This is a genomic window from Kitasatospora sp. CB02891 (assembly GCF_002803145.1).
Classification (GTDB): Bacteria; Actinomycetota; Actinomycetes; order Streptomycetales; family Streptomycetaceae; genus Kitasatospora; species Kitasatospora griseola.
Genome location: NZ_NNBO01000013.1, coordinates 1 through 26,575 on the forward strand (window position 1 = coordinate 1; position 26,575 = coordinate 26,575).

A 26,575-nucleotide genomic window follows, 5' to 3' on the forward strand; every position below is an offset into this window, starting at 1 on the left:
CAAGCGGACGCTGTGCATGTACGGCCGGCCGTCCGTACGCTTTCACGAGGCGATCGCCGCAGCGCGCCGCGTTCCTTGTGGGCGAGCAGCAGCTGGCGCACCGGCCCGGCGTAGGGGGCGGCGGCGTGCACCGGCGGCAGGCCGGGCGGTGGGCGCAGCGGCCCGGCGGGCCCGGCGGCGGTGCCGTCGAGCAGGGCCCGGCAGGGCGGGCACAGGCCGGTGCGGCCGTCGCCGCAGCCGGCGCAGCGGGCGGGGACCAGCAGGTCGAGCAGGGCGGCGAGGACCGGTGCGGGGCCGGATCCGGGCCGGTGGGCGGTGCTGCGGCTCGTCACGGAAAACCCCTCCGGAACGCTCGCCGGGCGGCGACTTCAGCCATACGGTGGGCGGTGTCAGGCGTGTTGTCCAGTTGTTCACCACTGTTTCACCCGTAGGAGGGTAAACAGGGGAGAACAGCCGGACCGTCGGGCGCCCGTCGGTACGTTCGTTCGACTGGGGAGGCGAGATCCCCGGGTGAGGTGTTGCATAAGGGCTCCAGGGGTTTCGAACGCTCCTGGTGGGGAGGAAGTGAGGTAAGGGGCCGGCGGTTCTCGCGGGTCTCCCGGGCGGTGTTCCGGGGACGGGCGGTGACCGGCTGGTCCGGCTGGGTCTCACGCCGGTCCGGGACGCACTCCGGGCCGGTCAGCACAAGGGATCGGAGTTCTGCGTGGACATCGTCGTCAAGGGCCGCAAGACCGAGGTGCCCAAGAGGTTCCGCGAGCACGTGGCCGAGAAGCTGGAGAAGGTCCAGAAGTTCGACACCAAGGCGATCAGCCTGGATGTCGAGGTGTCCAAGGAGCACAACCCGCGGCAGGCCGACCGCTCCGATCGGGTGGAGATCACCCTCCGCAGCCGGGGCCCGGTGATCCGGGCCGAGGCGTCCGCCAACGACGCGTGGGCCGCGCTCGACCTGGCCTCGGCGAAGTTGGAGGCGCAGCTGCGCAAGTCCGCCGACCGCCGCCGGGTGCAGAAGGGCGGCACCAACGGGCGGGGCCCGCTGAGCGTCGCCGCGGCCACCGCCGCGCTGGCGGCACTGCCGTCGACGGAGGCCGCCGAAGGCGTCGACGGCACGCCGCGCAAGACCATGGCGGGCAGCCTGGAGGTGGAGGGCGACGGCCCGCTGGTGGTCCGCGAGAAGACCCACTCCGCGGCGCCGATGTCGCTGGACCAGGCGCTGTACGCGATGGAGCTGGTGGGCCACGACTTCTACCTGTTCCAGGAGAAGGACAGCGGCCTGCCGAGCGTGGTCTACCGCCGGCACGGCTACCACTACGGCGTGATCCACCTGAAGGAGGACCAGGCCGCGGCGGCCGACTTCGCCGGGGCCGGGGGCGCGATCAACGGCCCCGACGAGGAGTAGCGACGGCCGCGTCCGTCGATCGGAGGAAGTGGTGACCCCGGTGGCCGTGAACGGCCGCCGGGGTCACCGGCGTTCGGGGGGTCACCCAGCCGGGCGGTTCGGCGGCGCAGGGTGATCCCAGGCCGTCCCGGGCGTGGAATGATGGGCGCGTCACGTGACCGGAGGGCGGGGGAGGAGCGGATGGGGGAGAGCCTGGGCGCGGAGGACGCCGGCTACCCGCCGCGTCGTGCGGAGCCGATCCGGGTGCTGGTGGTGGACGACCACGCGCTGTTCCGCCGCGGCCTGGAGATCGTGCTCGCCGAGGAGGAGGACATCCGGGTCATCGGCGAGGCCGGGGACGGCGCGGAGGCCGTGCTGAAGGCCGCCGACCTGCTGCCCGACATCATCCTGATGGACGTCCGGATGCCCCGGCGCAGCGGCATCGAGGCGTGCACCGCGATCAAGGACGTGGTGCCCAGCGCCAAGATCATCATGCTGACGATCAGCGACGAGGAGGCCGACCTCTACGAGGCGATCAAGGCGGGGGCGACCGGCTACCTGCTGAAGGAGATCTCCACCGACGAGGTGGCCACCGCGATCCGCGCGGTGGCCGACGGCCAGTCGCAGATCAGCCCGTCGATGGCGGCCAAGCTGCTGACCGAGTTCAAGTCGATGATCCAGCGCCGCTCCGACGACCGGGAGCTGGTGCCCGCGCCCCGGCTGACCGACCGGGAGCTGGAGGTGCTCAAGCTGGTGGCCACCGGGATGAACAACCGGGAGATCGCCAAGGAGCTGTTCATCAGTGAGAACACCGTGAAGAACCACGTGCGCAACATCCTGGAGAAGCTCCAGCTGCACTCCAGGATGGAGGCCGTGGTCTACGCGATGCGTGAAAAGATCCTCGAAATAGGCTGAGTGAACGCTGCGGGCCGCTCAGGCCAGCAGCTTCTCCAGGGCCGGCCGCAGCGCCTCGTCGTCCAGCCGCTCGACCCGGACGTCCGAGCAGCCCACCCAGGCGGCGGCCTCGCGGAGCGCCTCGGCGAGGGCCGGCACCGACCGCGGGCCGTCCAGCGAGACCTGCCGGGCCACCAGGGTGGCGCCCTCGCGGGCCGGGTCGACCCGGCCGACGAGGCGGCCGCCGGCCAGCAGCGGCATCGCGAAGTAGCCGTGCACCCGCTTGTGCTTGGGGGTGTACGCCTCCAGGCGGTGGCTCATGCCGAAGATCCGCTCGGTGCGGGGGCGGTCCCAGATCAGCGAGTCGAACGGGGACAGCAGCGCGGTGCGGTGCCGGCCGCGCGGCTCCGTTTCCAGCGCCGCCGGGTCGGCCCAGGCCGGGGCGGACCAGCCCTCCACCTCGACCGGGACCAGGCCGGAGGCGGGCAGCGCCGCGTCCACCTGGGCGCCCTTGAGGCGGTGGTAGTCCATCAGGTCGGCCCGGGTGGCCACCCCGAGCGCCGCGCCGGCCTGCGCCACCAGCCGCTCCAGGCACTCGGCGTCCGTCAGGTCCTGCTCGAACAAATCGCCGGGGACCGCCCGTTCGGCGAGGTCGTAGACCCGCTTCCAGCTGCGCCGCTCGGTGACCACCACGTCGCCGAAGGCCAGCGCCCGCTCCACCGCGATCTTGGTGTCGGACCAGTCCCACCACTCGGCGGTCTTCTTCGCCCCGCCGAGGCCGGTGGAGGTCAGCGGGCCCTCGGCGCGCAGCTGGTCGATCACCTGCGCGTACACGCCCTCGTCGATCCGGTGGCCCCAGACCCGGCCCTTGGCGCGGTTGGCGCGGCGGCGGAACGCGAACAGCGGCCACTCCTCGATCGGCAGGATGCAGGCGGCGTGCGACCAGAACTCGAAGGCCGTGCCGCGCCCCCAGTACGCCTCCTCCACCGGGCGGCGGCCGACCGCGCCGAGCCGGGCGTAGGGCACCAGTTCGTGCGAGCGGGCGAGCACCGAGATGGTGTCCAACTGGACGGCGCCGAGCAGACGCAGCACGCCGCGGGCACCCGCGCGGCGGTCGGGGGAGCCGAGCAGGCCCTGGGCGCGCAGCGCGAGCCGGCGGGCGTGGTCGGCGGAAATCCGGGCGGTCGGGGCAGGGGTCGCGGCCATGGGGCGAGGCTAGGGCAAGGCACTGACAGAGCGGCCACGCCCGAGCGCTTTGACCGTTTGCACCCTGCTTCGGCCGATGTGCCCCCAGGGGTGACACAGGAATAGCGTGCTGACGGACCTCCCGGGGGCTCGGCCTCCTCGCATACGATGACCCGTACGGTGGGGTGGACTCCCCACCGTCAGTAATCCAGAGCCGATCCAGGCAAGGAGCCCGCTCACGTGTCCGTCTTCGACAAGATCCTGCGCGCAGGCGAGGGCAAGATCCTCCGCAAGCTGCAGCGGATTGCCGCCCAGGTCAACTCGATCGAAGAGGACTTCGTCAACCTCACCGACGACGAGCTGCGCGCACTGACCGACGAGTACAAGGCCCGGCTCGCCGACGGGGAGAGCTTGGACGATCTCCTCCCCGAGGCCTTCGCGACCGTCCGGGAGGCCGCGAAGCGCGTCCTGGGCCAACGCCATTACGACGTGCAGATCATGGGCGGCGCCGCGCTGCACCACGGCCACGTCGCCGAGATGCGCACCGGCGAGGGCAAGACCCTGGTCGGCACCCTGCCGGCGTACCTGAACGCGCTGACCGGCAAGGGCGTCCACCTGATCACCGTCAACGACTACCTCGCCGAGCGCGACTCGGAGTGGATGGGCCGGGTGCACCGCTTCCTGGGCCTCGAGGTCGGCGTGATCCTGGGCAACATGACGCCCGCCGAGCGCAAGAAGCAGTACGCGATGGACATCACGTACGGCACCAACAACGAGTTCGGCTTCGACTACCTGCGCGACAACATGGCTTGGTCGCAGGACGAACTGGTGCAGCGCGGCCACAACTTCGCGATCGTCGACGAGGTCGACTCGATCCTGATCGACGAGGCCCGTACCCCGCTGATCATCTCCGGCCCGGCCGACCAGGCCACCAAGTGGTACAGCGACTTCGCCAAGCTGGTCCAGCGGCTGAAGATCGAGCGCGACTACGAGGTCGACGAGAAGAAGCGCACCGTCGGCATCCTGGAGGACGGTGTCACCCGGGTCGAGGACTACCTGGGCATCGACAACCTCTACGAGTCGGTGAACACCCCGCTGGTCGGCTTCCTGAACAACGCCATCAAGGCGAAGGAGCTGTACAAGCGGGACAAGGACTACGTCGTGATCAACGGCGAGGTCATGATCGTCGACGAGCACACCGGCCGTATCCTGGCCGGCCGCCGCTACAACGAGGGCATGCACCAGGCGATCGAGGCCAAGGAAGGCGTCGAGGTCCAGAACGAGAACCAGACGCTGGCCACCATCACCCTGCAGAACTTCTTCCGCCTGTACGACAAGCTGTCCGGCATGACCGGTACCGGCACCACCGAGGCGGCCGAGTTCCACCAGATCTACAAGCTCGGCGTGGTCCCGATCCCGACCAACAAGACCCCCAAGCGGATCGACCAGCCGGACCTGATCTACAAGTCCGAGCCGGCCAAGTTCGCCGCCGTGGTCGAGGACATCGCCGAGCGCCACGAGAAGGGCCAGCCGGTGCTGGTCGGCACCGTGTCGGTCGAGAAGTCCGAGTACCTGTCGCAGGAGCTGCGCAAGCGCGGCATCCCGCACGAGGTGCTGAACGCCAAGCACCACGAGCGCGAGGCGCAGATCGTCGCGCAGGCCGGCCGCAAGGGCGCCGTCACCGTGGCCACCAACATGGCCGGCCGCGGCACCGACATCATGCTCGGCGGCAACCCCGAGCACCTGGCCGCCGCCGAGCTCGCCCAGCGCGGCATCACTCCCGAGGACACCCCGGAGGAGTACGAGGGCGCGCTGCCGGCCGCGATGGAGAAGGCCAAGGCCGCGGTCAAGGCGGAGCAGGAGGAGGTGCAGGAGATCGGCGGCCTGTACGTCCTCGGCACCGAGCGCCACGAGTCCCGCCGGATCGACAACCAGCTGCGCGGCCGCTCCGGCCGTCAGGGCGACCCGGGCGAGTCCCGGTTCTACCTGTCGCTGGGCGACGACCTGATGCGGCTGTTCAAGGCCGGCATGGTCGAGCGCGTGCTCTCCATGGCGAACGTCCCCGAGGACGTGCCGATCGAGTCGAAGATGGTCACCCGCGCCATCGCCTCCGCGCAGACCCAGGTCGAGCAGCAGAACTTCGAGATCCGCAAGAACGTCCTCAAGTACGACGAGGTCCTCAACCGCCAGCGCGAGGTCATCTACGGCGAGCGCCGCCGCGTCCTGGAGGGCGAGGACCTGCAGGAGCAGGTCGGCCACTTCATGGACGACACCGTCGCCGCGTACGTCAACGCCGCCACCGGCGAGGGCTTCGAGGACGACTGGGACCTCGACAAGCTGTGGACGGCGCTCAAGCAGCTCTACCCGGTCTCCCTCGACCTCGACGAGCTGGAGGAGGACGCCGCGGAGAACGGCGGCCTCACCCCCGAGTACCTCACCAAGGTCATCCAGGAGGACATCGCGGCCTCCTACGGCCGGCGCGAGGACCAGCTCGGCGAGCAGATCATGCGCGAGCTGGAGCGCCGCGTCGTCCTCTCGGTGCTGGACCGCCGCTGGCGCGAGCACCTCTACGAGATGGACTACCTCCAGGAGGGCATCGCGCTGCGCGCCTACGCCCAGCGCGACCCGCTGGTCGAGTACCAGCGCGAGGGCTTCGACCTGTTCTCCGCGATGATGGAGGGCATCAAGGAGGAGTCCGTCGGCTACCTGTTCAACCTGGAGGTCCAGGTCGAGCAGCAGGTCGAGGAGGTCCCGGTCCCGGACGACGAGCAGGTGCTGCTCGACAAGCTGGAGAAGGACGCCATCCCGGCCGCCCGCCCGGAGATCCGCGCCAAGGGCCTGGAGGCCCCCGAGCGCAAGAAGCTGCACTACACCGCCCCGTCCGACGAGGTCGGCGGCGGCGTGGTCGAGGGCGACTTCGACGACGACGGCCTGGTGTCCGACGGCGACGGCCTGACCCGCGCCGAGCGCCGCAAGGCGGCCAAGGCCGCGAAGGGCCGGCGCCGCAAGGGCTGACCCGCAGCAGCGGATCGACGGGGCGCCACCTCCCTCCCGGGGGTGGCGCCCCGCCTTTTTCTCCGCGGGGTCAGCGGGTCTCCACGGCGGCGCACTGCCACTGCCCGGTGCGGGTGTGCTGCTCCAGCCGGAACGCCAACATGTGGTGACGGGGCCCGAGTTCGACCCGGACACAGGCCTCCACCGCGCCCGGCGCGGGCGCCGAGTCGTGCACGTGGCCCAGCCGCGGCTGCCAGGACCGCCCGCGCGGGCGCAGCGGGCCGCTGCGGGTGAGCGCCGCGAGCTGATGGAACCCCGGCAGCGTGGTGTGCCGCTGCAACTGGTGCACCGGGCGCACCCCGCACAGCACCTCCACCAGCCGGCGCGCGAACCGGGTCGCCAGGTCGCTGTGCCCCGTCCGGGACGGCGCGGGGCTGCGCGGCCGGGCCGGGCGCTCGCCCCCGTCGCAGGCCGCCCGCGGGCTGCGGACCGTCCGCGCCGCCTCCCCGACCGGGTGCGGATGCCGGACCGGGCGGCGGGCGGAGTGCACCGGATGGACCAGCGGACGGATACGGGGGCAGGGGGTCCGGGTGAGCTGCTCGGTCATCGGGGCCTTCTCGGGGTGGGGGAGCGGCGGGGAGTGCCCGACCTTGTTATCGGGCCCACGGCGGCCGACCCAAGCGGCGTCCCGCCCGCGCGGAAGGCCCGGGAAGTCCACCCGTGCGGGTGGCGTGCGCGGCGGCGGACGGGATCCGGCGGCCCCGGCCGGTCACCGGGTTGACGCACGGTCGGCGGCCGAGCGGCACCAAGGGGGACACCGCCCGTCCCCTGACCGGCCCAGCGCGGACCGGGGGCCGCGGGCCTGCGTATTCTTGGACCGTCGCACAGTGACCTATGAAGGGTGCCCCCATGCGCGTGTACGTGCCCACCACGTTGAACGACCTGGCGGTGGCGCACCCCGAGGGGGTCCTGGAGCAGAGCGTCGCCTACGCCGTGACTCCGGCGCTGCGCGAGTGGTACGTCAGCGACGACCTGGAGGAACTGGAGTACGCGGCGCTCAACCGCGCCGCGCTGTCCTCCGTCCGGCTGCTGGCCGCCGACCCGAAGGCGCCGCGCCGACGCGTGGTGGTCGCCGTCGAGGTCTCCGACTCCGCGGTGACGCCGTTCCCCGGGGACGAGTACCAGGACCAGGCCTCACTGGGCCGCGTGGTGCTGGCCGGCCCGATCCGGCTGGCCAAGGCCGCGTCCGTGCACGCCGACGACGCGGACCCGGACGTGGCGGCCGACGTGGCGGCCGCGGCCGAGGCGATCGTCGCCGCGGACCGGGGCGACCAGGACGCGCAGTTCACGGTGGACGGGGCGGACGACCACGAGCTGCTCTGGTTCGCGACGCAGGAGATCCCCGGTCTGATCGCCTGATCCTCGAGAGCTCACCGCAGGACCCCGTCACGGCCACCCGGCCGGGGCGGGGTCCTCGCGTTTGCCGGGGCCGTGCGGGAGGAGCGCCTTCGCCGATCGTTGCGTTTGCAAGAAGATGCGTCTGCAATTATTGTCGAAGCTCGTAAGGCGCATTCGCAATCGCTTGGAGGTCGGCATCATGCCGCTCGCGCTCCTCGCCCTGGCCATCGGGGCGTTCGGCATCGGAACCACCGAGTTCGTGATCATGGGCCTGCTGCCCGAGGTCGCCTCGGACTTCGGGGTGACGATCCCCACCGCAGGCCTGCTGGTCACGGGCTACGCGATCGGCGTGGTCGTCGGCGCACCGCTGATGACCGTGCTCGGCACCCGGATCAGCCGCAAGCGGATGCTGATGCTGCTGATGGTCCTGTTCACCGTCGGGAACCTGCTCTCGGCCGTCGCGCCGAGCTTCGGGGCGATGCTCGCCGGGCGGATCGTCGCCTCGCTCGCCCACGGCGCGTTCTTCGGCATCGGGTCGGTGGTGGCGGCCGAGCTGGTCGCACCCGAGAAGAAGGCCGGGGCGATCGCCACCATGTTCACCGGCCTGACCGTGGCCAACATCGTCGGCGTCCCGCTCGGCACCTTCGTCGGCCAGAGCGTCGGCTGGCGGGCCACCTTCGCGATCGTCGCCGTGCTCGGCGTGGTCGGACTGCTGGGCGTCGCCCGGCTGGTGCCGGACCTGCCCCGGCCGGAGGGCGCGCACCTGCGCCGCGAGCTGGCCGCGTTCCGCAACGTGCAGGTGGTGCTGGCGATGGCGATGACCGTCCTCGGCTTCGGCGGCGTGTTCGCCGCGATCACCTACATCGCGCCGATGATGACCGAGGTCGCGGGCTTCTCGGACGGCGCGGTGACCTGGCTGCTGGTGCTGCTCGGCGTCGGCATGTTCCTCGGCAACCTGCTGGGCGGCCGGTTCGCCGACCGCCGGCTGATGCCGATGCTGTTCACCACCCTCGGCGGACTGGCCGTCGCGCTCGCGCTGTTCACCGTCACCGCCCACAACGAGATCACCGCCGCGATCACCCTGCTGGTGATCGGCGCCCTCGGCTTCGCCACCGTGCCGCCGCTCCAGAAGCGGGTCCTCGACCAGGCGCACGGCGCGCCGACGCTGGCCTCGGCCGTCAACATCGGAGCATTCAACCTGGGCAACGCGCTCGCCGCGTGGCTCGGCGGCGCCGTCATCGCGGCCGGCCTCGGCTGGACCGCACCCAACTGGGTGGGCGCGGCGCTGGCCGCCGCCGCCCTGCTGCTGGCCTTCGTCTCGGCCGCCCTGGAGCGCCGCGACGCGGCGGCCCCCGCGGCGGTCCGCGCCCCGGCCCTGAACCACTGAACCACCGTCACTCCCCGTACCGGAGAAGCACCATGAGCACCACCACCGCCACCACCGCCCCGCTGTCCACCGCCGACGCCGAGACCCTGGTCGCCGCCGCCCGCGCCGCCGCCGAGGCGGCCGGGGTCGCGGTCAGCGTCACCGTCCTCGACGCGGGCGGCCACCTGCTGGCCTTCCGCCGCGACGACCGGGCCGTGCTGATCTCCGGCGAGACCAGCACCCGCAAGGCGTACACCGCGCTCCAGCTGAACGCCCCGACCGCGGACCTGGTCGAGCTGGTCAAGCCGGACGGCCCGTTCCACTCGCTGCCGACCGCACTGGACCGGCCGCTGCTGTTCATCGCCGGCGGCCTCCCGGTGCACCGCGACGGTCGGCCGGTCGGCGCCGTCGGCGTCGGCGGCGGCGCCCCCGAGCAGGACCACGCGTTCGCCGCCGCCGCGCTGCGGGAGCTCGCCCGATGAGCGCCCGCACCCCGCAGGAGGTGTTCGCCGAACACGGCCGGCGCCTCGCCACCGGCGACCTCGACCTGATCGCCGGGAGCTACACCGAGGACGCGGTGTTCCTGACGCCCGACGGCGTCCGCACCGGCCGCGACGGCGTCGAGCAGGTCATCGGCCGGCTGCTCGCCGAGCTGCCCGACGCCGAGTGGCAGCTCACCCCGCTGTTCGCCGGGGACGTGCTGTTCCTCCGCTGGAGCGCCGCCACCGCCACCCGGCAGGTGACCGACGGAGTCGACACGTTCGTCTTCCGGGACGGCCTGATCCGCGCCCAGACCCTCACCTACACCCTCACCGAGAAGGCTTGATTCCCATGACCGCCCCCACCGTCCCCACCGTCACCCTCAACAACGGCGTCGAGATGCCGCAGCTCGGCTTCGGCGTCTTCCAGGTCCCGGACGAGGAGACCACCGCCGCCGTCGCCACCGCACTGGAGTCCGGCTACCGCAGCATCGACACCGCCGCGATCTACGGCAACGAGCGCGGCGTCGGCAAGGCGCTGGCCGCGTCCGGGCTGCCCCGCGAGGAGCTGTTCGTCACCACCAAGCTGTGGAACGCCGACCAGGGCTACGACGCGACGCTGCGGGCCTTCGACGCCAGCCTCGACAAGCTCGGCCTGGAGACCGTCGACCTGTACCTGATCCACTGGCCGACCCCGGCCCGCGACCTGTACCTCGACTCCTGGCGGGCCGTCGAGCGCCTCGCCGCCGACGGCCGGATCCGCGCCGCGGGCGTCTCCAACTTCCAGCCCGCGCACCTGACCCGGCTGATCGACAACGGCGGCCTCGTCCCCGCCGTCAACCAGGTCGAGCTGCACCCGGGCCTCCAGCAGTCCGAGCTGCGGGCCTTCCACGCCGCGCACGGCATCGCCACCGAGGCCTGGAGCCCGCTCGCCCAGGGCGCCGTCCTGAACGACCCGGCGATCACCGCGATCGCCGAGCGCACCGGCAAGTCCGCCGCCCAGGTGGTGCTGCGCTGGCACCTCCAGCTCGGCAACCTGGTGATCCCGAAGTCCGTCACCCCGGCCCGGATCCGCCAGAACCTCGACGTCTTCGACTTCACCCTCACCGACGACGAGATGGCCGCCGTCGCCGCCACCGACCGCGGCCTGCGCACCGGCCCGGACCCGGACGAGTTCAACGCCGCCTGATCCGCCCCGCGGCCGGGGCCCGGAATTCCCGAACGGGGTTCCGGGCCCCGGCCGTACCCTTGGCGGGTGCGTACACACATAGTCTGGGACTGGAACGGCACCCTGCTGTCGGACATGCCGGCCGTGCTGGGGGCCAGCAACGCGGCGCTCTCGCTGGTCGGCGTCGCGCCGATGACGCTGGACGAGTACCGGGCGCAGTACGAGATCCCGATCCCGAACTTCTACCACCGGCTGCTGGGGCGGATGCCGAGCCGGGACGAGTGGCTGGAGCTGGACGACGCGTTCCACGTCAAGTACACGGAGCTGTTCCCGGGCTGCGGGCTGACGCCGGGCGCCGAGGAACTGCTGACCGGGTGGACGGCGGGCGGGCGCAGCCAGTCGCTGCTGTCGATGTACGAGCACGAGCAGCTGGTGCCGGTGGTGGACGGCTTCGGGCTGACCAGGCACTTCGTGCGGGTGGACGGCCGGCGCGGAGCGTCCGGCGGGCGCAAGGCGGAGGAGCTGGCGGGGCACCTGGCGGCGCTGGGCGACGGCATCGACCGGCAGCGCACCGTGCTGATCGGGGACGCGGCGGACGACGCGCGGGCGGCGCTGTCGCAGGGCATCAAGTCGGTGCTGTGGACGGGCGGCTCGCACACCCGGGAGAAGCTGGTGCACGTGGGCGTGCCGGTGGTGGACTCGCTGGCGGAGGCCGTCGCGGTGGCGGAGGAGCTGGCCCGCTAGGCGTGTCACAGCGCGTCAACACGGGCGGGTGCGTTCACCCTGGGAGGGGAAGTACCCGCACCACCGTACGGAGCAGTTGAACAGCATGCCGATCGACGCGGTCACCACCGTCCCCACGCCCGTCAACGAGCCGCCGCTGGCGTACGCGCCGGGCAGCCCCGAGCGGGCCCGGCTGCTGCGGCGGGCGGACGACCTGGCGGGGCAGCACACCGCGCTGCCGATGACCGTCGGCGGCGAGCAGCGGCTCGGCGGCGGGGAGCGGATCGAGGTGGTGCAGCCGCACCACCACGCCGCGAAGCTCGGCGTGATGGGCAACGCGACCGCCGCCGACGTGCGGGACGCGGTGGACGCGGCGCTGGCGACGGGGCCGGAGTGGCGGGGGCTGTCGTTCGACGACCGGGCGGCGGTGTTCCTGCGGGCCGCCGACCTGCTGGCCGGGCCGTGGCGCGGGACGCTGGTCGCCGCCACCGTGCTGGGGCAGTCGAAGACCGTGCAGCAGGCCGAGCTCGACATCTGCGAACTGGTCGACTTCTGGCGGTTCAACGTGCACTTCGCCCGGCAGATCCTGGCCGAGCAGCCGATCTCCGCGCCGGGGGTGTGGAACCGCGCCGACCACCGCCCGCTGGAGGGCTTCGTCTGCGCGATCACCCCGTTCAACTTCACCGCGGTGGCCGGCAACCTGCCGACCGCGCCCGCGCTGATGGGCAACACCGTGGTGTGGAAGCCCGCGCCGACCCAGACGCTGGCCGCGCACTTCCTGATGCGGCTGCTGGAGGCGGCCGGCCTGCCGCCCGGCGTGGTCAACCTGGTCACCGGCGACGGGCAGGCGGTGACCGAGGTGGCGCTGCGGGACCCGGCGCTGGCCGGACTGCACTTCACCGGCTCCACCGCCACCTTCCAGCACCTGTGGCAGGAGATCGGCCGGAACATCGGCCGCTACCGCGGCTACCCGCGGATCGTCGGCGAGACCGGCGGCAAGGACTTCCTGATCGCCCACCCCTCGGCCGACCCGGCGGTGCTGCGCACCGCGATGCTGCGCGGCGCGTTCGAGTACCAGGGCCAGAAGTGCTCGGCGCTGTCCCGGGCGTACCTGCCGCGCAGCCTGTGGCGGCGGATCAAGGACGACTTCCTCGGCGAGGTGGACGCGCTGACCGTCGGCGACGTCACCGACCTGAGCAACTTCATGGGCGCGCTGATCGACGCCCGCGCCTTCGCCCGCAACCGGGACGCCCTCGCCCGGGCCACGGCCGACCCGCAGGTGCAGCTGCTGGCGGGCGGCCAGCTGGACGACGCCATCGGGTGGTTCGTCCGGCCCACCGTGCTGCTCGGCGGCGACCGGCGCGGCGAGATCTTCTCCACCGAGTACTTCGGGCCGATCCTGGCCGTCCAGGTGTACGAGGACACCCGCTGGGAGGACGCGCTGGACCGGGTCGACGAGGCCGCCCCGTACGGGCTGACCGGCGCGGTGATCGCGCAGGACCGGCGGGCCATCGCGCGGGCCGTGGACCGGCTGCGGTTCACCGCCGGAAATCTGTACGTCAACGACAAGCCGACCGGAGCGGTGGTCGGACAGCAGCCGTTCGGCGGCGGCCGGGCCTCCGGCACCAACGACAAGGCGGGCGCGGCGCAGAACCTGCTGCGCTGGACGTCCACCAGGTCGATCAAGGAGACGTTCACCCCGCCGACCGACTACGTCCACCCGTACATGGAGTGGTCACCCGAGTGACGTACACGGTGCTCGGAGGGCTTTGGACAAGGTGTCCAGGAAGGAACGATCTTCCTGCAGGTTTGCGCCTTCGTGTCCCCTGACACCCTGGTTGCGCCACGTTAGGCTGGCTGGCGTCGCCGGTTTCGGTCACGCAGGCCAAACGACTTGTCGTACCCGGGCGGAACGCGACTCATGCGTGCCATGAGTGCTTTTCCGTCCAGTGCGTGCGGGAGGATTGCGGACGGGGCCCGGCGGTGCACCCACCAGTCATCACCGAGTCACGCAACGGCGCGCGACAGGAGCCAAACAGCCATGCAGACCAAGCTGGACGCAGCCAAGGCCGAACTGCTCAAGAAGGCAGCAGCAGCCGCTGAGAACAGCCAGGTGGGGGGAGCGGCGCCCGGGGAGGGGCTGAGCAACGGCGCTCTGGCCGCCTACCTGCACCACTACTACCTCCACACGGCCCCCGAGGACCTGATCAGCCGGGACCCGGTGGACGTCTACGGTGCCGCCGCCTCCCACTACCGGCTGGGCCTCAAGCGGCCCCAGGGCACCGCCGAGGTCCGGGTCTCCACCCCGACCGTGGAGGAGAACGGCTGGTCCTGCGGCCACACCGTGGTCGAGGTCGTCACCGACGACATGCCGTTCCTGGTCGACTCGGTCACCAACGAGCTGACCCGCCTGAACCGCGCCATCCACCTGGTCGTGCACCCGCAGCTGGCGGTCCGCCGCGACCTCACCGGCAAGCTGCTGGAGATCCTCGACATCGACGCGTGCAACCGCGCGCGGGCCGCCGGCGCCGAGTGGCCCGCGGACGCCGTCGTCGAGTCCTGGATGCACATCGAGATCGACCGCGAGACCGCCCGCGAGGACCTGCGCGACATCGAGTCGGGCCTGCGCCGCGTGCTGGGCGACGTCCGCGAGGTGGTCGAGGACTGGTCGAAGATGCGCGACTCCGCGCTCCGACTGGCCGACGAGCTCGCCGAGCAGCCCCCCGCGCACCTGCCCGAGCAGGAGGTCGGCGAGGCCTGGGAGCTGATGCGCTGGCTGGCCGACGACCACTTCACCTTCCTCGGCTACCGCGAGTACGACCTGGTCGAGCACGAGGGCGAGGAGGTGCTCAAGGCGGTCGCCGGCACCGGCCTGGGCATCCTGCGCGCCGACCCGCTCAGCCACGACACCGACCACCACCCGGTCTCCGAGGCCTTCGGCCGGCTCTCCGCCCCGGTGCGCGCCAAGGCGCACGAGAAGAAGCTGCTGATCCTCACCAAGGCCAACAGCCGCGCCACCGTGCACCGCCCCGCGTACCTCGACTACGTCGGCGTGAAGAAGTTCAACGCGGCCGGCGAGCCGACCGGCGAGCGCCGCTTCCTCGGCCTGTTCTCCTCCGCCGCCTACACCGAGTCGGTCACCCGGATCCCGGTGGTGCGCCGCAAGGTGCAGGAGGTCATGGAGGGCGCCGGCTTCTCCGGCGACAGCCACGACGGCCGCGACCTGCTCCAGATCATGGAGACCTTCCCGCGCGACGAGATGTTCCAGACCGCCGTCGCCGAGCTGCAGTCCGTCGCCACCAGCGTGCTGTACCTGCAGGAGCGCCGCCGGCTGCGGCTGTTCCTCCGCCAGGACGAGTACGGCCGCTACTTCTCGGCGTACGTGTACCTGCCGCGCGACCGCTACACCACCCGCATCCGGCTCGCCCTGATGAGCATCCTCAAGGAGGAGCTGGACGGCGACACCATCGACTACACGGTGTACGCCACCGAGTCGGTGCTGACCCGCCTGCACTTCGTGGTCCGGGTCGCCCCCGGCACCGAGCTGCCGCAGCTGTCCGACTCCGACATCGAGCGGATCGAGAACCGGCTCGCCGACGCCGCCCGGTTCTGGATGGACGGCTTCAACGACCAGCTGCAGACCGAGTTCGGCGAGGAGAAGGCCGCCGAGCTGGGCCACAAGTACGCCACCGCCTTCCCCGACGGCTACCGCGCCGACTTCCCGCCGCGCACCGCCGTCGCCGACCTCAAGCAGATCGAGTCGCTGGCCGGCGAGGGCGACTTCCGCCTGAACCTGTACCAGCCGGTCGGCGCCGGCGACGACGAGCGCCGCTTCAAGATCTACCGGGTGGGCGGCCCGATCTCGCTCACCGAGGTCCTGCCGGTCCTGCAACGACTGGGCGTCGAGGTGCTCGACGAGCACCCGTACGCGCTGCGCCGCACCGACGGCACCACCGCGTGGGTGGTCGACTTCGGCCTGCGGCTGCGCGAGGGCACCGAGCTCACCGACGAGGACCGCGAGCGCTTCCAGGACACCTTCTCGGCGACCTGGCGCGGCCAGGCCGAGAACGACGGCTTCAACGAGCTGGTCCTCACCGCCAAGCTGACCTGGCGCCAGGCCGTGGTGCTGCGCGCGTACGCCAAGTACCTGCGGCAGGCGGGCTCCACGTTCTCCCAGGACTACATGGAGGACGCGCTCCGCAACAACACCCACACCACCCGGCTGCTGGTCAACCTGTTCGAGGCCCGGCTGTCGCCGAGCCACCGCTCCGGCGGCGACGAGCTGACCGACGCCATCCTGGAAGAGCTGGCCGGCGCCCTCGACGAGGTCGTGTCGCTGGACGAGGACCGCATCCTGCGCTCCTTCCTGCACCTGATCAGGGCCACCCTGCGGACCAACTTCTTCCAGCACGACGCCGAGGGCGACTGGCACTCGTACGTGTCGATGAAGTTCGACCCCAAGGCCATCCCGGACCTGCCCGCGCCGCGCCCCGCCTTCGAGATCTGGGTGTACTCGCCCCGGGTCGAGGGCGTCCACCTGCGCTTCGGCAAGGTCGCCCGCGGCGGTCTGCGCTGGTCCGACCGGCGTGAGGACTTCCGCACCGAGATCCTCGGCCTGGTCAAGGCCCAGATGGTCAAGAACACCGTCATCGTGCCGGTCGGCGCCAAGGGCGGCTTCGTCGCCAAGCAGCTGCCGGACCCGGCGGTCGACCGCGACGCGTGGCTCGCCGAGGGCATCGCCTCGTACAAGACCTTCATCTCGGCGCTGCTCGACATCACCGACAACCTGGTCGCGGGCGAGGTCGTGCACCCGGTCGACGTGGTCCGCCACGACGAGGACGACACCTACCTGGTGGTCGCCGCCGACAAGGGCACCGCGACGTTCTCCGACATCGCCAACGGCGTGGCCGAGTCGTACGGCTTCTGGCTGGGCGACGCGTTCGCCTCCGGCGGCTCGGCCGGCTACGACCACAAGGGCATGGGCATCACCGCCCGCGGCGCCTGGGAGTCCGTCAAGCGCAACTTCCGCGAGCTCGGCGTCGACACCCAGTCCGAGGACTTCACCGTCATCGGCATCGGCGACATGTCCGGCGACGTGTTCGGCAACGGCATGCTGCTGTCCGAGCACATCCGCCTGGTCGCCGCGTTCGACCACCGGCACATCTTCCTCGACCCGAACCCGGACGCGGCCGCCTCGCACGCCGAGCGCCGCCGCCTGTTCGACCTGCCGCGCAGCTCCTGGGACGACTACGACAAGTCGCTGATCTCGGCCGGCGGCGGCGTCTTCCCGCGCTCCGCCAAGTCGATCGCGCTGTCCGCCCAGGTCCGCGAGCGGCTCGGCATCGAGGCCGCCAAGCTCACCCCCGCCGAGCTGATGAAGGCCATCCTGCAGGCCCCCGTGGACCTGTTCTGGAACGGCGGCATCGGCACCTACGTCAAGGCCTCCACCGAGACCAACGCGGAGGTCGGCGACAAGGCCAACGACTCGATCCGGGTCAACGGCAGCGACATCCGCGCCCGGGTGGTCGGCGAGGGCGGCAACCTCGGCTGCACCCAGCTCGGCCGGATCGAGTACGCCTCGCAGGGCGGCCCGCAGTCCAGCGGCGGCTGGATCAACACCGACGCCATCGACAACTCGGCCGGCGTGGACACCTCGGACCACGAGGTGAACATCAAGATCCTGCTCAACCAGGTGGTCGCCGACGGCGACATGACGGTCAAGCAGCGCAACGCCCTGCTCGCCGAGATGACCGACGAGGTCGGCCGCCTGGTGCTGCGCAACAACTACGCGCAGAACGTGGTGCTGGCCAACGCCGTCGCGCAGGCCGCCAGCATGGTCAACGTGCACTCGCGCATGATCAACCGGCTGGAGTCCAACGGCCAGCTCGACCGGGCGCTGGAGTTCCTGCCCACCGAGAAGCAGATCCGGGAGCGCCAGCAGGCCGGCCGCGGGCTGTCCCAGCCCGAGCTGTCGGTGCTGCTCGCCTACACCAAGATCACCCTGGCGGACGAGCTCCTCGCCACCGACCTGCCCGACGACCCGTACTTCCGGGACGTGCTGCACCAGTACTTCCCGTCCGCGCTGCGGGCCCGGTTCGCCGAGCAGATCGACAACCACCCGCTCCGCCGCGAGATCGTCACCACCCTGATCGTCAACGACACGATCAACCGCGGTGGCTGCACCTTCGCGTTCCGGCTCCGCGAGGAGACCGGCGCGACGATGGAGGAGATCGCCCGCACCCACGCCGCGGCCCGCGCGGTGTTCGGCCTGGAGCAGCTCTGGGACCGGGTCGAGGGCCTCGACAACCAGGTCGGCGCCAAGATCCAGACCACCATGCGGCTGCACGCCCGCCGCCTGGTCGAGCGCGCCACCCGCTGGATGCTGGGCAACCGCCGCCAGCCGCTCGACATCGCCGGCACCATCGAGTTCTTCCACGACCGGGTCAACCAGGTCTGGGACTCGCTGCCCAAGCCGCTGCGCGGCGAGGACCTCGCCTGGTACGAGTCGGTCCACCAGAAGCTGTCCTCGGCCGGCGTCCCCGACGAGCTGGCCGGCCGGATGGCCGGGCTGTCCTCCGCGTTCCCGACGCTGGACATCGTCGGTGTCGCGGACCGCTCGGACGCCGACGTGATGGACGTCGCCGAGCTGTACTACGACCTCGGCGACCGCCTGGAGATCAGCCACCTGCTCGACCGGATCATCGAACTGCCGCGCACCGACCGGTGGTCCTCGATGGCCCGCGCCGCGATCCGCGAGGACCTGTACGCCGCGCACGCCGCGCTCACCGCAGACGTGCTGGCCGTCCGCCCCGCCGGGGCCAGCCCCGAGGAGCGCTACACCGAGTGGGCCGACCTCAACGGCAACCTGCTCAGCCGGGCCCGCACCACCCTCGACGACATAAGGGGTTCGGACAACTACGAGCTGTCCAGCCTCTCGGTCGCCATGCGGGTCATCCGCACCCTGCTGCGCGCCGGTCGCTGACCGCACCGAAGGGGCCCCGGGCACTGTGCCCGGGGCCCCTTCGGGCGTTTCCGGCACAATGGCGGGCATGACCGATCCCGTGTTCGACCGGCTCACGGAACTGCTCGGCGAGCCCGACCGGCAGGCCGCGCACGGCAGTTGGGACGCCGCCGAGACGTACCTCGGGGTCCGGCTGCCGACCGGCTACAAGACCTTCGTGGACCGCTGGGGCGCCGGCACCCTGGACGACTTCCTCAGCGTCGTCGGACCGGTCGACGGCAGCGCGGAGGAGGCCCGCGACCTGTGGGGCCTCTGGTACGGCCGGAAGCCGGGCCAGCAGCGCAACCTCGACTTCGACCCGTTCCCGTACCACCCCGAGCCCGGCGGACTGATCGGCTGGGGCGCCGACCGGTACGGCGGCGCCTGGTTCTTCCTCGCCCAGGGCCCCGACCCGGACCGCTGGCCGATCGCCGCGGTCAGCGACACCGGCCAGTGGTACGCCACCCGCGGCGCCTTCCCCGAGTTCCTGCTGCGCTGCCTGGAACGCCGGGACTACCCGCTGTTCCTCGACCTCACCTGGCCGCGCCCGCAGCCCCGCTACCGGCCGTACCGGGCAGACTGAGCACCGCCGTCAGCCCCCCGTCCGGGTTGCCCGCCAGCCGCAGCCGCCCGCCGTGCGCCTCCGTCACCGCCGCGACGATCGCCAGCCCCAGGCCGTGCCCGCGCCGCACCGGACCGCGCTGGGCCGTCCGGCCGCCACCGCGCAGGAACGGCTCGGTGAGCGTGGCGACCAGCGGACCCTCCAGCACCGGGCCGGAGTTGCGCACCGTCAGCCGCACCCGGCCCGGATGCTCCGGGTCCGGCCCGGTGGTCAGCTCCACCCGGCCGCCGGCCGACAGATTGTGCCGGACGGCGTTCTGCAGCAGGTTCACCGCCGCCTGCCGCAGCAGCACCTCGTTGCCGACGGCCGGGGCGGCGGACAGCTCCGCGTCGACGGCGACACCCAGCTCGGCGGCCTCGGCGGCCACCGCCGCCAGCGCCTCGCGGACCGGCGCGGACAACTCCAGCGGCGCCGACTCCGGCGCGCCGTGCGAGAGTTCGGCGAGCTGCAGCAGCGCCTCGGTGACCTCGATGCCGCGCCGGTTGGTGTCCAGCAGCCGCTCCACCAGCCGCGGCCAGTTCTGCCCCGCCGGGTCGGCCGCCGCCACCTGCAGCATCGTCCGGTTGATCGCCAACGGCGTGCGCAGCTCGTGCGAGGCGTTCGCCGCGAAACGCTGCTGCGCCTCGAACGAGCGCTCCAACCGGGCCAGCATCTCGTCGAAGGCGTCCGCGAGTTCGGTGAACTCGTCCCTCGGCCCCGCCAGCGCGATCCGGTGCCCCAGATCCCCGCCGGACGCCCGCCGGGCCGCCGCCGTCACCTCCTGCAACGGCCGCAGCACCCGCCCCGCCACCAGCCAGCCGCCCGCCATCCCCACCACCGTCAGCAGCGCCAGCGCGTACCCCGAGGCGGTCAGCAGCGAGTTCAGGATCTCCTGCCGCGACGGGGCGTCCGAGCGGTAGCGCGGATTCGCCGACGTCAACGGGTAGTTGGGGACGTACTTCATGCCGACGTACACCACGCCCAGACACAGCACGCCGGTGGTCACGGTGAACAGCGTGTAGCTCAGCGTCAGCCGCAGCCGGGCGGTCAACCGGCGCGGGCGGCTCACACCGCGTCCAGGCGGTAGCCGACACCCGGCACGGTGTGGATCACCCACGGCTCACCGAGCCGCTTGCGCAGACCCGAGATGGTGATCCGCACCGCGTTCGTGAACGGGTCCGCGTGCTCGTCCCAGGCCCGCTCCAGCAGGTCCTCCGCGCTCACCACCCCGCCGCGCGCCGCCATCAGCACCTCCAGCACCGCGAACTGCTTGCGCGCCAGCGCGACGTACCGCCCGTCCCGGAACACCTCGCGCCGGAACGGATCCACCCGCAGCCCCGCGAACTCCAGCACCGGCGGCGCGGACTGCTCCGGCCGACGGGCCAACGAGCGCAGCCGCACCACCAGTTCGGCCAGATCGAACGGCTTGGTCAGGTAGTCGTCCGCCCCCAGCTCGAACCCCGCCACCTTCTGGTCCAACCGCGCCGCCGCCGTCAGCATCAGCACCCGGCAGCCCAGCCCCGCGGCGACGATCCGCCGGCACACCTCGTCCCCCGACATCCCCGGCAGGTCCCGGTCCAGCACCACCACGTCGTACCGGTGCACCCCCAGCCGTTCCCACGCCGCCTCCCCGTCCCCCGCGACGTCGCAGGCGATCGCCGCCAAGCGCAACCCCGCCTGCACCGCCTCGGCGAGGTACTCCTCGTCCTCCACCACCAGCACCCGCACGCGACAGCTCCACTCCTCGACGATCGGACATCCATTGAACCCGACGCCGCATCTCGAAAACGTATGCGGAAACGCAGACGCCCTCGCAACACCGCCCGCCCTGCAATGGAGCCCGGAAACGAGCGCACGGAGCAGGAGACGGATATGCGGAAGACCACACGGCGGACGATCACCGCAGTCGGGGCGGTGGCGGTGCTCGGAGCGGTGGCGGCGTTCGCCGTGGGGGGACCGGAGCGGGTGCGGGCCGCCGACGGCGAGCTGGCCGCCGGTGTCTCGGCCAGCCCGTTCGACGACGGTTCGGCGGCGGTGAGCAGGCTCGATCCGGCGCTGCTGGCCGCGTTGCGGGCGGCGGCCACCGACGCGAAGGCGCAGGGGATCGAGCTGCGGGTCACCTCGGGGTGGCGCAGCCGGAGCTATCAGCAGCGGCTGCTGGACGCCGCGGTGCAGAAGCACGGCAGCCTGGAGCTGGCACGGCGGTTCGTGAACACGCCGGAGAAGTCCGCGCACGTGTCGGGCAAGGCGGTGGACGTCGGGCCGACCGACGCCGACGACTGGCTGAACCGGAAGGGCGCCAGGTACGGGCTGTGCCAGGTGTACGCCAACGAGATGTGGCACTTCGAGCTGCTGACGACGCCGGGCGGCCGTTGCCCGGCGCAGCTTCCGGACGCCGCCGGGTGAGCGGCGCCGTCCGGAAGCCCGGAGCGGTCAGCTCTCGGTGGCGCGGCGCAGGGCGGAGGCGAGCAGGGCGAGGTCGGTGGGGCCGTTGCCGAGTTCGCGGACGGGGCGGGGGGACGGGGCGGCGCCGTGGTCCTCCAGGCGCTGGGCGACGACGGTGGGCCGGAGCGTCGCGGTGCGCGGGATGCGGCCGCTGACCCGGGCGCCCTGGAAGGCGGTGACGGCGCCGTCGGGGCGGCGCAGGTAGCCGCGGCCGGGGGTGGTGCCGGGGAGGGCGGCGGCGTCGGGCAGGTCGATCAGGAGGTCGGAGTCGCCGGGCCGGTCGGTGCGCAGGGCGATCCGCAGCTGTGCGGCGTCGTCGAGTTCGGTGCCGACGGTGGTCTCGGGCGAGCCGGTCGCGGCGACCACGTGCACGCCGAGGCGGGCGCCGCGGGTGGCGGCGGCGGCCAGGGCGCGGGCGAGCGGCCGGCCGCCGGGGGAGGCCGGGCCGAGCAGTGCGTCGAGGTCGTCGACGACGACGACCAGGCGGGCGGGGGCGGTGTCGGCGGCCGGGGCGTCGGGGGAGCGGCGGGGTTCGACCACGCGGCGCCGGTCGCCGGGGTCGGCGGCGGGGCCGCCGACCAGTGCGGGGGTCTTGTCGAAGATCCGCCGGGTGTGCCACTCGGTGAAGCTGAGGCCGTCGAACAGGGCTTCGCGGTGGGCGAGCTCGTCGAGCAGGCGTTCGGCGGCGAGGAGGGCGCCGCGCGGGTCCTCGGCGGCGTTGACGTGGTCGGTGACGTGCGGCAGGTCGGTGCAGCCGGCCAGGCCGCCGTCCTCGGCGCGGTCGCCGTCGATCATCAGCAGCGACAACCGGTCGGGGCGTTCGGAGACGGCGAGCGAGGCGGCCAGGCTGCGCAGCAGTTCGGACTTGCCGGAGCCGGGGCCGCCGCCGATCAGCAGGTGGTCGCCGTCCTCGGCGAGGTCGACGGCGCAGGTCTCCTCGCCGGCCGGGCCGCGGGCGGTGCCGAGCAGGGCGGCGGCGGCGCCCGCGCCGGCGGGCAGCGCGTTCCAGTTCTCGGCGAGCCGGGCGGGGGAGAGCGATTCGGAGCGCAGCAGGTCGAGCAGGCGCAGCGCCTCGGGGAGCGGTCCGCGGGCGGCCTCGGTGTCGGTGGCGGCCTCGCGCAGCGGGGCGAGGGTGCGGGCGAGGCGTTCGGCCCAGGCGGGGGAGACCGCGTCGAGGGCGATGTCGGTGAGGCGTTCGCGGGCGCCGCCGGCCGGGCGGTCGAGGGTGAGGCGGGTGGCGACCTCGCCGGTGATCAGGCCGAACGCGCCGAGCCCGGTGGGGAGGTCCTCGGGGGCTTCGGCGAGGCAGAGGACGAACACGCCGGCCGCGGGGCCCTGTCGGAGCAGCAGGCCGAGGGCGCGCCGACCGGCCTCGGTGCCGGGGTCGCCGTCGATCAGGACGACGGTGGCGGGCACGGCGGCGGTGGCGGAGGCGAGTTCGGTGAGCCGGGCCTCGGCCTGGTCGGGCCCGAGGCCGTACAGCAGTCGGCAGGCCTGGTTGTGGGCGGGCCGCAGGTGGGGCAGCCACTGGGCCCAGGCCCAGTCCTCGGCGTGCTGCTCGGGGGCGATCACCACCAGGGCGAGGCCGCTGGGCGGGTGCAGCGCGGCGAGTTGGGCGAGCGCGGCGCGGGCCAGGCCGGTGAGGCGGTGGCGCGGGCCGGCCAGGCCGAGGCTGCCGGCGGTCTGCAGGTCGACGGTGGCGGGGACGGCGGGCAGCAGGGTGCCGGGGGCGGTGCCGGGGCCGCCGGGGAGGTCGGCGGTGCCGAGGCGCAGGGTGAGCGCGTCGGGGTGGTCGGGGCCGCGTTCCCACAGCCGGGGGCCGGCGCCGAGGGCGGCGAGCAGCAGGGCGGCCGGGTCGGGCCAGCGTTCGCGCTGGTTGGCGGCCTGCCGCAGGCGGGCGGTGGCGTGCTGCCGGTCGGTGTCGACGGCGGGCGGCTCGGGGCGGGTGCGGCGCAGCCAGCGGCCGCGGCGCTCGCCGGTCTCGGCGACGGGTTCGGCGGCGGGTGCGGGGCCGGCCGGGCGGGCGGGCGCGGTGCGGGCGGTGGGGCGGGGGGCGAGCCGGAGCCGGCCCTCGCCGTCGGGGGTGGCGGTGCGGGCCGCTATGTCGGCGGGGTGGGCGAGCTGGAGGGTGGACTCGCCGATCCGCAGCAGTGCGCCGGGCGCGAGCTCGGCGCTCTCCTCGCGCAGGTAGCGCTCGTCCAGCAGGGTGCCGTTGGTGGAGCCGAGGTCCTGGACGGTGGCGTGGCCGTCGGCGGTCAGGTGCAGGGCGAGGTGCAGCCGGGACACGTCGGGGTCGTCGAGCGGCACGTCGGCCTCGGTGGAGCGGCCGATCCGGATGCGTTCGCCGTGCAGGCGGTGGACGCCGCCGGCGTCGGGGCCGCCGACGACGCGCAGTTCGGCGGCGGGCCGGCCGGCGGTGTCCTCGGTGTCCGGGTCGGGTTCGCCGAGGGCGAGGACGGCGCCGTCGACCAGCGGGGGGTGGCCGAGCGGGAGCTGCTCGTCCAGCCGTTCCTCACCGGCGTACAGGTGGACGTGGGTGGCGGAGCGCGGGCCGCGGACGCCGACCGCTCCGGCCAGCGCGGTGGCGACGGCGCCGAGCGTGGTGCCGGCCGGTGCGGTGACCAGGACGTCGGCAGAGCTCCCGGGGCCGGTCGGGCCGCTGCGCGGTCGAAGGACGGTGAGCCGGATCTGCATCACGCCCGGGGTCCCTTCTGCACACGTGTGGTGCCTGCCATCCTGCCACTCGGGACGGACAGTCCGCGCACGGTACCGGATTTGACGATCTTGCGATCATCGACATGGTGAATCCGACGCCGAGTCAGGTCAAGGATGCCCGGACACCCCAGGTGGCCGACAGTGCGCGTCCGACCTCGGCAACACCTCGGAAACCCGCGCGGGCACCGTTAGAGTTGCCGGAAAACCGGGAGCCCTCGCGCGCGGGCGGTTCACCGGAGGCCCCGGCGCCGTTCACGGGAACGGGGGAGTGCCGGAACGCGGCCCCGCAGCGGGCGCGGGGTGACCGAACGGAGTGCACAGGTGCGGCCTGTCGGAAGCAAGTACTTGCTCGAGGAGAGCCTCGGACGCGGAGCGACCGGCACGGTCTGGCGCGGCCGGGTGCGCGAGGACGTCGCCGTGCCGGGCCTGCAGCCCGGCCAGGCGGTCGCGGTGAAGGTGCTGCGCGAGGAGCTCGCCGCCGACCCGGACGTGGTGATGCGCTTCCTGCGCGAGCGCTCCGTCCTGCTGCGGCTGACCCACCCCAACATCGTGCGCACCCGCGACCTGGTGGTCGAGGGCGAGCTGCTCGCCCTGGTGATGGACCTGATCGACGGCCCCGACCTGTTCCGCTACCTGCGCCAGTCCGGCCCGCTGTCGCCGATCGCCGGCGCGCTGCTGATGGCGCAGATCGCCGACGCGCTGGCCGCCAGCCACGCCGACGGCGTGGTGCACCGGGACCTGAAGCCCGCCAACGTGCTGCTGGCCACCCTGACCGTGGACGGCGGCGAGCAGATGTACCCGATGCTCACCGACTTCGGCATCGCCCGCCTCGCCGACTCCCCGGGCATCACCCGCACCCACGAGTTCGTCGGCACCCCCGTGTACGTCGCCCCGGAGTCCGCCGACGGCCGCCCGCAGACCGCCGCGGTGGACGTCTACGGCGCCGGCATCATGCTGTACGAACTGGTCACCGGCCGCCCGCCGTTCCAGGGCGACAACCCGCTGGCGATCCTGCAGGCCCACCTCGCGCAGGAGCCGCAGCGCCCGCGCACCATGCCCGAGCCGCTGTGGACGGTGGTCGAGCGCTGCCTGCGCAAGGACCCGGCCGAGCGGCCCACCGCCGTCTCGCTGGCCGAGGCGCTGCGGGTGGTGGCGGCCGGCATCGGGGTGCACTCCTCCCCGGCCGCCGTGGACGCCGCCCTCTCGGTCGGCGCGCTGCTGGTGCCCGACCCGGCGTCGGCCCCGCCGGCGCCCGCCCACGAGCCCGCGCTCGGCGGCAACGGGTACGACCCGGCGGCCGCCACCCAGGTCATGACGCACCGTCAGGCCGTCCCGGGCGCCGAGGACCGCACCCAGCTGATGAGCCCGCAGCCGCCCGCGCCGCCCGCCGACCGGACCGCGGTGATGCCCTCGGTGCCGCCGGCGCCGCCCGAGCAGCAGCCGGACGGGCCGCACCCGTGGCAGACCCAGATGCAGGCCGCCCGGGACCGCAACGAGCAGACCCGGATCGGCTACTTCGAGCCGGAGGACCTGGCCGACCCGCAGGTCGCGCCCCGCCCGTACCAGGCCGGCCAGTACCCGCCGCCCGGGCAGCGCCCGCCGGTCGCCCCGCCGCCGTACCGGGCCCCGCACCCGCAGCAGCCCGGCGGCGGCCGGTACGCCCCGCAGCAGGGCCCGTACCAGCCGCAGCCCGGCCGGCACCCGCAGCAGGGCGGCCAGTACCCGCAGCAGGGCGGTCAGCACCCGCAGCAGGGCGGCGGCCAGCAGGGCGGCCAGTACCCGCAGGGCCGCGGCGGGCGTCCGCCGGTCGCGCCGCCGCCGTACCAGGCGCAGCAGCAGCCCGCGGGCCCGCCGCCCGGCTACGACGGCCGGCCGCAGGGCCACGGGGCGCCGCAGCGCCGGGCCGAGCCGGCCCCGCCGCGCCGCCAGGAGCCGCCGTACCGGGAGCCGGAGCCGTCCCGCGAGCGGGAGCGCGAGCCGCGCCGGCGCAGCCGCAACCGGATGTGGATCCCGGGCCTGGGCTGCGCGAAGGGCTGCCTGCTGGTGCTGGTGGTGCTGGCGCTCGGCTGCCTGGCGCTGTGGAACTTCACGCCGCTGCCGCACTACTGGGACAACGTGGTCGGCTGGTTCGACTCGGCGCGGGACTGGGTCAGCAGCCATACCGGCAACTAGGATTGACGCTTTGTCGACAATGCCGCGAAATTCCATCGGATCGGAACCTCTCCGGGGGCC

19 protein-coding genes and 1 pseudogene are annotated in these 26,575 nt (G+C 73.1%); 14 read left to right on the forward strand and 6 right to left on the reverse strand.

Translation table 11 applies throughout. The features are described from left to right. Positions 1-332, reverse strand: a pseudogene (locus CG736_RS25650) (hypothetical protein); the annotation flags it as partial. 371 nt (positions 333-703) lie between these two features. On the opposite strand from CG736_RS25650, the gene hpf reads away from it, so the two are divergent. Together hpf and CG736_RS25660 are read left to right on the forward strand one after the other, a co-directional pair. Beyond that, positions 704-1,396, forward strand: coding sequence for a ribosome hibernation-promoting factor, HPF/YfiA family (gene hpf, locus CG736_RS25655; protein WP_100588560.1), 693 nt, complete (start codon positions 704-706; stop codon positions 1,394-1,396). Positions 1,397-1,576: 180 nt separating this feature from the next. Next, the gene (locus CG736_RS25660) at positions 1,577-2,290 is read left to right on the forward strand and encodes a response regulator transcription factor (protein ID WP_043914218.1); all 714 of its coding nucleotides are present in this window, start codon (positions 1,577-1,579) and stop codon (positions 2,288-2,290) included. 18 nt (positions 2,291-2,308) lie between these two features. On the opposite strand, the gene CG736_RS25665 is transcribed toward CG736_RS25660, so the two are convergent. Next, entirely contained in the window at positions 2,309-3,475 is a 1,167-nt protein-coding gene (locus tag CG736_RS25665; RefSeq protein ID WP_100588561.1) for a winged helix-turn-helix domain-containing protein, read from the reverse strand. 219 nt (positions 3,476-3,694) lie between these two features. On the opposite strand from CG736_RS25665, the gene secA reads away from it, so the two are divergent. Continuing rightward, positions 3,695-6,469: a preprotein translocase subunit SecA gene (secA, locus tag CG736_RS25670; protein ID WP_100588562.1), complete on the forward strand. Its 2,775-nt coding sequence runs from the start codon at positions 3,695-3,697 to the stop codon at positions 6,467-6,469. 70 nt (positions 6,470-6,539) lie between these two features. Here the strand turns inward: secA and CG736_RS25675 are convergent, their stop codons facing one another. Further along, positions 6,540-7,055 (reverse strand): Rv3235 family protein, encoded by a 516-nt coding sequence (locus CG736_RS25675; RefSeq protein WP_100588563.1) that lies wholly within the window; start codon positions 7,053-7,055, stop codon positions 6,540-6,542. A 302-nt stretch (positions 7,056-7,357) separates the two neighbouring features. On the opposite strand from CG736_RS25675, the gene CG736_RS25680 reads away from it, so the two are divergent. The 9 genes from CG736_RS25680 (at position 7,358) to CG736_RS25720 (ending at position 19,165) form a co-directional block, all read left to right on the forward strand. Then, on the forward strand, positions 7,358-7,867 hold the full coding sequence (locus CG736_RS25680) for a hypothetical protein (protein WP_100588564.1): 510 nt from the start codon (positions 7,358-7,360) through the stop codon (positions 7,865-7,867). A gap of 178 nt (positions 7,868-8,045) precedes the next feature. Next, entirely contained in the window at positions 8,046-9,233 is a 1,188-nt protein-coding gene (locus tag CG736_RS25685; protein WP_100588710.1) for an MFS transporter, read from the forward strand. A 32-nt stretch (positions 9,234-9,265) separates the two neighbouring features. Beyond that, entirely contained in the window at positions 9,266-9,694 is a 429-nt protein-coding gene (locus tag CG736_RS25690; protein WP_100588565.1) for a heme-binding protein, read from the forward strand. Next, on the forward strand, positions 9,691-10,038 hold the full coding sequence (locus CG736_RS25695; RefSeq protein ID WP_100588566.1) for a nuclear transport factor 2 family protein: 348 nt from the start codon (positions 9,691-9,693) through the stop codon (positions 10,036-10,038). The genes CG736_RS25690 and CG736_RS25695 overlap by 4 nt, the downstream gene beginning before the upstream one ends. Positions 10,039-10,043: 5 nt before the next feature. Next, positions 10,044-10,880, forward strand: coding sequence for an aldo/keto reductase (locus tag CG736_RS25700; RefSeq protein ID WP_100588567.1), 837 nt, complete (start codon positions 10,044-10,046; stop codon positions 10,878-10,880). Between the two features lie 66 nt (positions 10,881-10,946). Beyond that, positions 10,947-11,603, forward strand: a complete 657-nt coding sequence (locus CG736_RS25705) for an HAD family hydrolase (RefSeq protein WP_100588568.1) — start codon at positions 10,947-10,949, stop codon at positions 11,601-11,603. A gap of 91 nt (positions 11,604-11,694) precedes the next feature. Continuing rightward, a complete protein-coding gene (gene pruA / locus CG736_RS25710) occupies positions 11,695-13,329 on the forward strand; it encodes an L-glutamate gamma-semialdehyde dehydrogenase (RefSeq protein WP_100588711.1) in 1,635 nt (544 codons plus the stop codon). Between the two features lie 294 nt (positions 13,330-13,623). Further along, on the forward strand, positions 13,624-18,564 hold the full coding sequence (locus tag CG736_RS25715; RefSeq protein WP_100588569.1) for an NAD-glutamate dehydrogenase: 4,941 nt from the start codon (positions 13,624-13,626) through the stop codon (positions 18,562-18,564). 67 nt (positions 18,565-18,631) lie between these two features. After that, positions 18,632-19,165, forward strand: a complete 534-nt coding sequence (locus CG736_RS25720; RefSeq protein ID WP_157815742.1) for a hypothetical protein — start codon at positions 18,632-18,634, stop codon at positions 19,163-19,165. On the opposite strand, the gene CG736_RS25725 is transcribed toward CG736_RS25720, so the two are convergent. Continuing rightward, positions 19,116-20,252 (reverse strand): HAMP domain-containing sensor histidine kinase, encoded by a 1,137-nt coding sequence (locus CG736_RS25725; RefSeq protein WP_100588571.1) that lies wholly within the window; start codon positions 20,250-20,252, stop codon positions 19,116-19,118. The two genes, CG736_RS25720 and CG736_RS25725, sit on opposite strands and share 50 nt — an antisense overlap. Continuing rightward, complete coding sequence (locus CG736_RS25730) at positions 20,249-20,911, reverse strand: response regulator transcription factor (RefSeq protein WP_100588572.1); 663 nt, start codon at positions 20,909-20,911, stop codon at positions 20,249-20,251. The genes CG736_RS25725 and CG736_RS25730 overlap by 4 nt, the downstream gene beginning before the upstream one ends. Before the next feature lie 144 nt (positions 20,912-21,055). On the opposite strand from CG736_RS25730, the gene CG736_RS25735 reads away from it, so the two are divergent. After that, on the forward strand, positions 21,056-21,589 hold the full coding sequence (locus CG736_RS25735) for a M15 family metallopeptidase (protein ID WP_100588573.1): 534 nt from the start codon (positions 21,056-21,058) through the stop codon (positions 21,587-21,589). 27 nt (positions 21,590-21,616) lie between these two features. Here the strand turns inward: CG736_RS25735 and CG736_RS25740 are convergent, their stop codons facing one another. Then, the gene (locus CG736_RS25740; RefSeq protein WP_100588574.1) at positions 21,617-24,322 is read right to left on the reverse strand and encodes an FtsK/SpoIIIE domain-containing protein; all 2,706 of its coding nucleotides are present in this window, start codon (positions 24,320-24,322) and stop codon (positions 21,617-21,619) included. A 342-nt stretch (positions 24,323-24,664) separates the two neighbouring features. Here CG736_RS25740 and CG736_RS25745 point away from each other — a divergent pair, with 342 nt between their 5' ends. Further along, positions 24,665-26,515, forward strand: coding sequence for a serine/threonine-protein kinase (locus tag CG736_RS25745; RefSeq protein ID WP_100588575.1), 1,851 nt, complete (start codon positions 24,665-24,667; stop codon positions 26,513-26,515). Positions 26,516-26,575 lie beyond the last annotated feature (60 nt).

Coding starts and splice junctions, on each gene's coding strand:
- CG736_RS25660 (WP_043914218.1), top strand. CDS start 1,577: ATGGGGGAGAGCCTGGGCGCGGAGGACGCCGGCTACCCGCCGCGTCGT.
- CG736_RS25665 (WP_100588561.1), bottom strand. CDS start 3,475: ATGGCCGCGACCCCTGCCCCGACCGCCCGGATTTCCGCCGACCACGCC.
- CG736_RS25675 (WP_100588563.1), bottom strand. CDS start 7,055: ATGACCGAGCAGCTCACCCGGACCCCCTGCCCCCGTATCCGTCCGCTG.
- CG736_RS25680 (WP_100588564.1), top strand. CDS start 7,358: ATGCGCGTGTACGTGCCCACCACGTTGAACGACCTGGCGGTGGCGCAC.
- CG736_RS25685 (WP_100588710.1), top strand. CDS start 8,046: ATGCCGCTCGCGCTCCTCGCCCTGGCCATCGGGGCGTTCGGCATCGGA.
- CG736_RS25690 (WP_100588565.1), top strand. CDS start 9,266: ATGAGCACCACCACCGCCACCACCGCCCCGCTGTCCACCGCCGACGCC.
- CG736_RS25695 (WP_100588566.1), top strand. CDS start 9,691: ATGAGCGCCCGCACCCCGCAGGAGGTGTTCGCCGAACACGGCCGGCGC.
- CG736_RS25700 (WP_100588567.1), top strand. CDS start 10,044: ATGACCGCCCCCACCGTCCCCACCGTCACCCTCAACAACGGCGTCGAG.
- CG736_RS25715 (WP_100588569.1), top strand. CDS start 13,624: ATGCAGACCAAGCTGGACGCAGCCAAGGCCGAACTGCTCAAGAAGGCA.
- CG736_RS25720 (WP_157815742.1), top strand. CDS start 18,632: ATGACCGATCCCGTGTTCGACCGGCTCACGGAACTGCTCGGCGAGCCC.
- CG736_RS25735 (WP_100588573.1), top strand. CDS start 21,056: ATGCGGAAGACCACACGGCGGACGATCACCGCAGTCGGGGCGGTGGCG.
- CG736_RS25740 (WP_100588574.1), bottom strand. CDS start 24,322: ATGCAGATCCGGCTCACCGTCCTTCGACCGCGCAGCGGCCCGACCGGC.